This window comes from Streptomyces solincola (assembly GCF_002982015.1).
Classification (GTDB): domain Bacteria; phylum Actinomycetota; class Actinomycetes; order Streptomycetales; family Streptomycetaceae; genus Streptomyces; species Streptomyces solincola.
The window spans coordinates 1-7,376 of sequence record NZ_PVLV01000279.1; the positions used below are offsets into that span (position 1 = coordinate 1).

The window sequence follows — 7,376 nt, forward strand, 5'->3', positions numbered from 1 at the left end:
CCGGGCATGTGCTGACGGAGCCGCCGCCACTCCCCCGCCCCAGGACGGCCGCGGCGCGCCGGTTGCGTCCGGGGGCGGCCGACTCCGTGCTGCGGCAGCTGCTGGACGACGTACGGGACTGCGCGGCCGTGCCGGAGGGGGCGAGTTTCACGGAGAAGCTGAACCGGGCGGCGTACACCGCCGGAGGACTCGTCGGGGCGGGGCAGCTGGCGGACGGTCGGGCGCGGGAGCTGCTGCGTGAGGCCGCGGACCATGCCCGCCCGCAGCAGAGCAGGCGCAATGAGAGCATCATCACCGCAGCGCTGTCCGCAGGAGCCCGACACCCGCTTCACCCGAAGGAATCGCATGAGTAGCGCCGAGAGCACCCGCTTCGACGCCGCTGCCGCCGCCCAGCAGATGCTCGATCTGGAGATGGAGACCGGTGGCCCCGGCGGCGCCGCCGCCGGACGGGTGCCGCCGCAGACCGCCGCGGTGGCGGCGCCGGACTCCCCCGCCACCGGGCTGCTTCCGGCGATGCTGACGGACCGGGGCAACGCCAGGCTCTTCGCCGACCTGTACAGCGACCGTTTCCGCCATGTCGAGGGCCTGGGCTGGTACACCTGGGACACCTACTGCTGGAAGCGCGTCGGCGGGGAGAAGGCGGCGCTGTGGGCGGCCGGGGACATGGCCGAGCAGATGCCGACGAGCGACCCGCGCGGGTTCTTCACCGAGCGGGAGATCGCCAACCACCGGCGTCGGACCATGTCCACGCCCGGGATGAAGGCACTCCTGCACCAGGCCAAGGCCGCGCCGGGACTGAGCCTGGACCCCGACGTGCTGGACGGCGACCCCTACGCGCTGTGCACTCCGGCGGGGGTGATCGACCTCAACAGCGGAAAGCTCCACCAGCCCGATCCGCACCGGGATCTGCACTCGCGGTCCACCACGGTCGCCGCCGAGCCGATGCCCACCCCGCGGTGGGACCGCTTCCTCACGGACACCTTCGGCGAGGACGCCAAGGGCCGGGAGATGATCGACTTCCTGCACCTGCTGCTCGGGTACTCCATCACCGGGGACGTCGGCGCGCAGGTGCTGCCGTTCCTGTGGGGCAAGGGCGCGAACGGCAAGAGCGTCCTGCTGGACGTGATGATCCAGATCCTCGGGGACTACGCGGACGCGGCGCCGCCCGGCTTCCTGATGGACAAGGGGTCCTTCTCCGAGCACTCGACGGAGCTGACCGAACTGCACGGGCGCCGCATCTTCGTGTGCAGCGAGCTGAAGCCCAACGACAAGTTCGACGAGGCCCGGGTGAAGCTGCTGACGGGCGGCGACAAGATCAAGGCCCGCCGGATGCGGCAGGACTACTTCAGCTTCACCCCCACGCACAAGCTGTGGCTGCTGGGCAACCACCGCCCGGAGGTCGGCACCGGCGGGCACGCCTTCTGGCGGCGTATCCGGCTGCTGCCCTTCGAGCGGGTCATCCCGGCCGAGCGGAAGATCGACAACCTCGCGGCGGAGCTGGTGCAGGACGAGGGCCCCGGCATCCTGGACTGGCTCGTCCAGGGCGCGATGCGCTACCTGGCCACCCGCGATCCGCTCACCGGCCCCACCTCCGTGCGGGTGGCCACGGCGGCGTACGAGTCCACCGAGGACCACATCGGACGCTTCCTCACCGAGTGCTGTGTGCGGCCCGCGCAGGACAGTGCGGCGGGGGACCTGCGGGTGGAGCAGAGCCTGCTGTACGCGACCTACGGGTCCTGGTGCCACTCCGAGGGCATCCGGGCCGGCACGGCGCGTGCCTTCGCCGCCCGGATCCGGCAGGAGGTGGGGCTCGCCTCGCCCTCGGAGATGATGAAGTCCAGCGGGAAGAAGTACTACCCGGGGCTCGCGCTGCTGACCGACGACGGTGACGGCGGGAGGACGGCCGGATGAGCCTGGTGAGCGATCCGCACTATCCTGGGGGCCGGGCGTCCCGGCAACCGGACGCGTTCCGTCCGGGACCGTCGCGCGACGCCCTCGTACCCGCCCCGAACACGGCCAACGGCTACCAGTCGGCCACCGACACCCCGGAGGAGCTGCGGCCATGAGCTCGCTGCTGCACGAGAGCCAGCTCGTCCACGAGGCCGCCGTGGTCTGGCTGGAGGACCCCGAGGGCCTCGACTACGTACGCCAGGCCCTGGACAAGACCGGCCGGCGCACCGGGAAGCCGCGCTACGCGCGCGACGGGCGCATGGTCGGGTACACCGAGCTGGGCAAGGACGCGGAGTCCAACCCGGACAGCGGGCTGTACCAGCGGAGGACGTTCTTCCTGCTGCCGCACGACCGGCCCAACGACCCCGAGGGCATCTACAAGGCCGGTGCGCCCGGGGAGGCGGTGGATCCCCGGACCATCCAGCCCCGGAGGGTCGGGGAGAAGACTCCCCGGTCGCAGGGCGAGGCCGAGGCGGGGACGGTTCGCTAGTCGGTAGTCGGTGAGTGGGGTGTGAGGGCCCTGACCTATCACGGCGTGATAGGTCAGGGCCCTCGCCGTCTTCTGACGCAGTCGATCTATCACGGCGTGATAGCCGCCGGGATCTATCACGCCGTGATAGATCGGAGGGAGCCGCCGCGGCGTGATGGGTGGGGACTCGTCACGGCGTGAGGGGTCGGGGACCTATCACGGCGTGATAGGTCCGATGGTGGACGGACAGCAGGAGTCGGTGCGCCTCGGCGTCCGGGTCCCGGCTATCACGGCGTGATAGGTGGGGAGCGCGCGAGGGTGACGGGATGACGGGATGACGGGGTGACGGGGTATCACGGCGTGATAGCCGGGGAGAATTTGTAACCTTGCTAACGTGTTGCTGCTGAAGTCCATCTCTGGCGTTAGTAGAGTGACCGCATGACGTCACCTGACACCAGTGGGGACCGGGAGAAGGTCGTAACCAAGCTCCCCGCCGCCCTACGCCAAGAACTGAAGGTCCGCGCCGCTCTGAACGGCCTCGGCATGCAGGACGCCGTGGAAGCGGGCATCACCGCCTGGCGCGGCCTCGGTTCCAACCCGACGGCGATCGACACCGCCGGCGCCGAGACCTACGCCACCTTCCTTCCCGCGGGTCTGTGGGACGGGTTCCGCAGCGACTGCCGGGGCCGGGGCATCTCGCTCACCCAGGGCGTCGCGCAGGCCGTCACGCTCTGGCTGGAGGACAACCCCGTGCCGGAGGTGAAGCGGCCGGACACCGTGCGGCGCATCATCGTCTGCAACCAGAAGGGCGGTGTGGGCAAGACCGCGATCACCGCCGGTCTGGGCGAGGCGCTTGCCGAAGACCCCGCCCGGCTCTTCCCCGTCCGGGTCTCGCGGCACTTCGCCGCGCTGCTGGAGGAGACCGGGGACCCGTTGTCGATGGAGGACCTTCCGGGCCTCGGACAGCGGGTGCTGCTGGTGGACTTCGACCCCCAGGGCCACCTCACCAAGCAGCTCGGCCACGACCCGCTGCCGATGGACGGCGACTCCCTCACCAACCACATGGCCGGTGACGGGAAGGGCGACCTGCGGGACCTGGTGGTCACCGTCGAGGAGGAGCGCTTCGGCGACCGGCTGCACCTGCTGCCCGCCTGCACCGACGCGTTCCTTCTGGACGTCCGGCTGGCCGCCGTCCGTGCGCGTGAGGCCGCCCTCGAACGGGCCCTGACCGCCATCGAGTCCGACTACGACGTCATCCTCATCGACTGCCCGCCCAGCCTCGGGCTCAGCATGGACGCCGCCTCCTACTACGGGCGCCGCCGGCCGAACGAGGCCACCGGCAACTCCGGGGTGCTCATCGTCGTCCAGGCCGAGGACAGCAGCGCGGACGCCTACGGGCTGCTCACCTCGCAGATCGAGGACATGCGCGGCGACCTGACGTTGGACATCGACTACCTGGGGCTGGTGGTGAACCACTACGACGCCCGCCGCGGCTACATCGCCACCTCCTCGCTGCAATCCTGGATGGACATCAAGGACCCGCGGGTCGTCGGCGTCATCGGAGACCTGAAGGAGCAGAAGGAGGCCGTCCGCGCCAAGCGGCCGCTGCTCGCCTACGCCCCCCGCTGCGAGCAGTCCGTCGCACTCCGCGCCCTCGCCCGGGAGACCAGCAAGTGAGCAAAGCGAAGAACCTCGGCTCCGGTGCGTCGTTCGCCCAGGCCCGTCCGATCAGCGCCCGGCGCGCGGCGATCGGCGCCGCCACCGGAGCCCCGACCGACGGCGTGCCCGCGCCCACCTCGTTGCCGCTCCGGCTCATCAGCCAGAACCCGGACAACCCGCGCGACGAACTCCGCGACCTGGAAGGGCTCGCCGAGAGCATCCGGGAGATCGGGCTCGTCAACGCCATCACGGTCGCCACGGTCGAGGAGTACCTCGCCCACCGCCCGCAGCGCGCCTCGGAGATCGACGAGGGCGCTCGATATCTCGTCGTGGACGGGCACCGCCGGCTGGAGGCGGCGCGGCTGGCCGGGAGCGAGGAGATCCGGGTCAGCGTCAACGACGGGCTCGTGTCGACGGATGAGGCGCTGCTGGAGGCGGCGTTCGTCGCCAACGTGCACCGCGACGACATGAACCCGCTGGAGCAGGCGCAGGCGCTGCGGCGGCTGGTGGAGTTCTACGGCTCGCAGTCCAAGGCCTCGAAGAGGCTGGGCATCGGGCAGTCCACCATCTCGTCGAAGCTGTCGATCCTCGACCTGGATCCGGGGCTGCAAGCCGATCTGATCGCGGGCCGCCGCACCGTGGAGGACGTACGCAATCTCGCGCGGCTCGACCCCGAGCAGCAGCGGGCGAAGGCGGACGCCCGGGCGGAGGAGCGGCGTCGCAGGGCGGAGCAGCTATCACGGCGTGATAGCGGAGCGGGGGAGGAGGACCACCTATCACGGCGTGATAGGTCGGGCGGCGAGGGCGAGGACCTATCACGCCGTGATGGGCCGGGGGACGGAGGCGCTGAGCCGTCCCGGCGTGAAGCGGTGGGGGAGGACGGGGAGGACCTATCACGGCGTGATAGGTCGGCTCGTGATCACGGGGGGCTATCACGGCGTGATAGCCCGGGAGATGAGGGTCGGGAGCTATCACGGCGTGATGGGGCCACTCGTGATGACGGGGGGCTATCACGGCGTGATAGCTCCGGAGACGAGGGTGAGGGGCTGTCACGGCGTGAGGGGTCCGGGGTGGTGCGGATGGCGCCGGTGCCGGATCAGCGGCCGGCGCCGGTCGGTGAGGGGGAGACCCTGGGGGTGAACGGGGACGGGGCGGCGCTGATGGACTATGCGCGGCAGCAGTTGGACCCCGCTCAGCGCAGCGCCATGCTCCAGCGCTACTTCCAGGTCGCCAGTGGGGTGGAGGAGGTCGCGGAGGATCTCAGCCGGGGACTGGCCCCGCAGGACCTGCGCGAGCTCGCGGTGATCGTCCGGAAGATCTCCGAACTCCTGGCCCGTCCCTGACCGGTGGCGATACTCTCGGGCCGGCCTCGGTGAGGCCGGCCCGTTGGCCTTGATCCGTCCCGTAAGTCGGCACTTCTGAAGTGGTGGAAGGGTCGGGCTGGTTCCTAGCGTGGCGGTCGGCTCACCGATGAGTCATTGTCCGCAGCGCTGGGGAGGGAGCAGGGGCATGGATCACGGACCGGGAATGCACCAGAGCATGCCGGGGATGCCGGGGATGGGAAGTGCGGTCTCGTCGGTGGACACGGCGGGGGCCGTGCTGTTCATCGCGTGGGCGGTGGCGATGTGGCTGGCCGTCGCCGTACTCGCCTGGGCGAACCGGGGGCCGGTACGGCCGTGGCTGTACAAGACGGCGGTGGGTCTCATCGGCCTGGGGGTGGTCGGCCAGATCGGGCACTTCCAGGAGCACGTGGCGCAGGCCGGCTACTGGATCGCCCATCCGTACTCGCCCGCCTGGATGACCCCGTGGGCGGACAGCCTGGCGCGCGGGATGGGGCAGGTCGACATGACCAAGCCCTCGCTCGGCATGGAGATCCTCCATCTGACCGGGAACTTCATCTTCCTGGCCGGGCTGGTGGGCATCGTGCAGATCACCGGGCGGACGGCCCGGCATCTGAAGTCGCGCAAGCTCGCCACGATGGGCGTGTGGATGCAGGGCTTCCACGGCATCGAGCACATCGTGCTGACGGTGTCGGTGGCGATGGGCGCGAGTCGGGCGATCGGTCTGTCCACCTGGTTCGGCGTGATCGACCCGGGGCCGGCCCTCACCACGTACCGCGTCTGGTGGCACTTCGTGTTCAACCTGGTCGGCACGGCCATCCTCGGACTCTCGCTCTACCACCTGTGGAAGGAGAAGCGGGAGGTGAAGGCGGGCTTCGAGCCTGAGGCGCGAGGTGATGAGCCCGTGTCGGCCGGGTCGGACGCGTCGGAGCGTGAGGGTGTGCTGGCGGGTCGCCGGTAGGCGGGCCGCCGTCCGACGGACGTGACGGGAGACCCACTCGACCGCCTGCGTGTCAGGGCGGTGGGGTGGGTTTCCTGCTTCTGGGGGATCGCAGGTCAGGCGCGGGGCTCGGTGACGAGGCCGGAGAGCTGGCGGCGCGAGGTGAGGGACAACTTGCGGTAGATGTGCGTCAGATGCTGCTCGACGGTGCTGGGGGTGACGTAGAGGCGCGCGGCGATGCTGCGGTTGGTGCAGCCGTGGGCGGCGAGGACCGCGACGCGGCGTTCGGCGCGGGTGAGGGCCGCGATGGGGTCGCGGGCGGGGTCGGCGGTCTCGCCGTGGGCGCGGAAGGCTTCGGCGGCGCCGGTCTGCCAGTCGGGGGCCGGGCCGGCCGGTGGGCGCTGCTGGAGCAGGTCGCGGCAGGTGTGGAAGTCGTTGAGGGCGGCCCGGGGGCGGCCGGTGGCCAGATGGTGGTGGCCGCGGGCGAGCAGGTAGTGGGGTCCGGCGGGGGTGTGGAACATGGCGTCGGGGACCGGGAGGCGCAGACGCTGGGCTGCCTCGCTGTGGCGGCCGAGCCGGGTGGCGGCGAGCACCGCGGCCGCCAGGGGCATGCCGACGGCCACGCCCCAGGTCTCCGGCGGGAGCAGGCGCAGGGCGTGGGCGGCCTGGCGGGCGGCCCGGTCGTGGGCGCCGGTGCGGAGGGAGACGACCGCGGCGACGGCGGTGAGGACGGCTTCGATGGTGGGGGAGGCGGAGTGGGAGGGCTCCTGGAGGAGGGCGTTCCAGGTGTGGGTGCGCTCGGTGGCGCCGGCGTGCAGGAGGGTGGCGAGCACGGCGGCGACCGAGGGGGGCGGGGCCTGCGCGTGGACGAGGGCGTGCAGGGCGCGTTCGGCGGTGGCTTCCAGGTCGTGGCCGGGCTGCGTGCGCGGGGGAGTGGCCGGGTCGGCGGGCTGAGGGGTGATGGGGGCGAGCCAGCGGGCCGCCCGGTGTGCGGCGTGCCGGGTGTGCGGGTCGTCGG

The 7,376-nt window shown here is 71.4% G+C and carries 7 protein-coding genes and 1 pseudogene; 7 read left to right on the forward strand and 1 reads right to left on the reverse strand.

Going from position 1 to position 7,376, the window contains the following annotated elements; all coding sequences use genetic code 11:
* The 7 genes and pseudogenes from C6N75_RS31100 to C6N75_RS18485 form a co-directional block, all read left to right on the forward strand.
* A pseudogene (locus tag C6N75_RS31100) lies at positions 1-353 on the forward strand (bifunctional DNA primase/polymerase); the annotation flags it as partial.
* The gene (locus C6N75_RS18465) at positions 346-1,911 is read left to right on the forward strand and encodes a DNA primase family protein (RefSeq protein WP_105870010.1); all 1,566 of its coding nucleotides are present in this window, start codon (positions 346-348) and stop codon (positions 1,909-1,911) included. The pseudogene C6N75_RS31100 and the gene C6N75_RS18465, both read left to right, overlap by 8 nt.
* Complete coding sequence (locus C6N75_RS30765; RefSeq protein ID WP_181160529.1) at positions 1,908-2,066, forward strand: hypothetical protein; 159 nt, start codon at positions 1,908-1,910, stop codon at positions 2,064-2,066. Before C6N75_RS18465 ends, C6N75_RS30765 begins: the two co-directional genes overlap by 4 nt.
* Positions 2,063-2,440, forward strand: coding sequence for a DUF6009 family protein (locus tag C6N75_RS18470; RefSeq protein WP_105870011.1), 378 nt, complete (start codon positions 2,063-2,065; stop codon positions 2,438-2,440). Before C6N75_RS30765 ends, C6N75_RS18470 begins: the two co-directional genes overlap by 4 nt.
* A gap of 417 nt (positions 2,441-2,857) precedes the next feature.
* Positions 2,858-4,096 carry a ParA family protein gene (locus C6N75_RS18475; protein ID WP_105870012.1) on the forward strand — a complete coding sequence of 413 codons (1,239 nt, stop codon included), beginning with the start codon at positions 2,858-2,860 and terminating at the stop codon, positions 4,094-4,096.
* Positions 4,093-5,421 (forward strand): ParB/RepB/Spo0J family partition protein, encoded by a 1,329-nt coding sequence (locus tag C6N75_RS31105; RefSeq protein WP_219852890.1) that lies wholly within the window; start codon positions 4,093-4,095, stop codon positions 5,419-5,421. Before C6N75_RS18475 ends, C6N75_RS31105 begins: the two co-directional genes overlap by 4 nt.
* A 166-nt stretch (positions 5,422-5,587) precedes the next feature.
* Positions 5,588-6,379 (forward strand): DUF6008 family protein, encoded by a 792-nt coding sequence (locus C6N75_RS18485; protein WP_105870013.1) that lies wholly within the window; start codon positions 5,588-5,590, stop codon positions 6,377-6,379.
* Positions 6,380-6,474: 95 nt separating this feature from the next.
* Here C6N75_RS18485 and C6N75_RS31665 read toward each other — a convergent pair.
* On the reverse strand, positions 6,475-7,376 hold a 902-nt coding region (locus C6N75_RS31665; protein WP_258177484.1), incomplete at its 5' end, for a helix-turn-helix transcriptional regulator.

What these genes read in the sequence shown, in the direction of transcription:
- C6N75_RS18465 (WP_105870010.1), top strand. Translation starts at nt 346, where the DNA reads ATGAGTAGCGCCGAGAGCACCCGCTTCGACGCCGCTGCCGCCGCCCAG.
- C6N75_RS30765 (WP_181160529.1), top strand. Translation starts at nt 1,908, where the DNA reads ATGAGCCTGGTGAGCGATCCGCACTATCCTGGGGGCCGGGCGTCCCGG.
- C6N75_RS18470 (WP_105870011.1), top strand. Translation starts at nt 2,063, where the DNA reads ATGAGCTCGCTGCTGCACGAGAGCCAGCTCGTCCACGAGGCCGCCGTG.
- C6N75_RS18475 (WP_105870012.1), top strand. Translation starts at nt 2,858, where the DNA reads ATGACGTCACCTGACACCAGTGGGGACCGGGAGAAGGTCGTAACCAAG.
- C6N75_RS18485 (WP_105870013.1), top strand. Translation starts at nt 5,588, where the DNA reads ATGGATCACGGACCGGGAATGCACCAGAGCATGCCGGGGATGCCGGGG.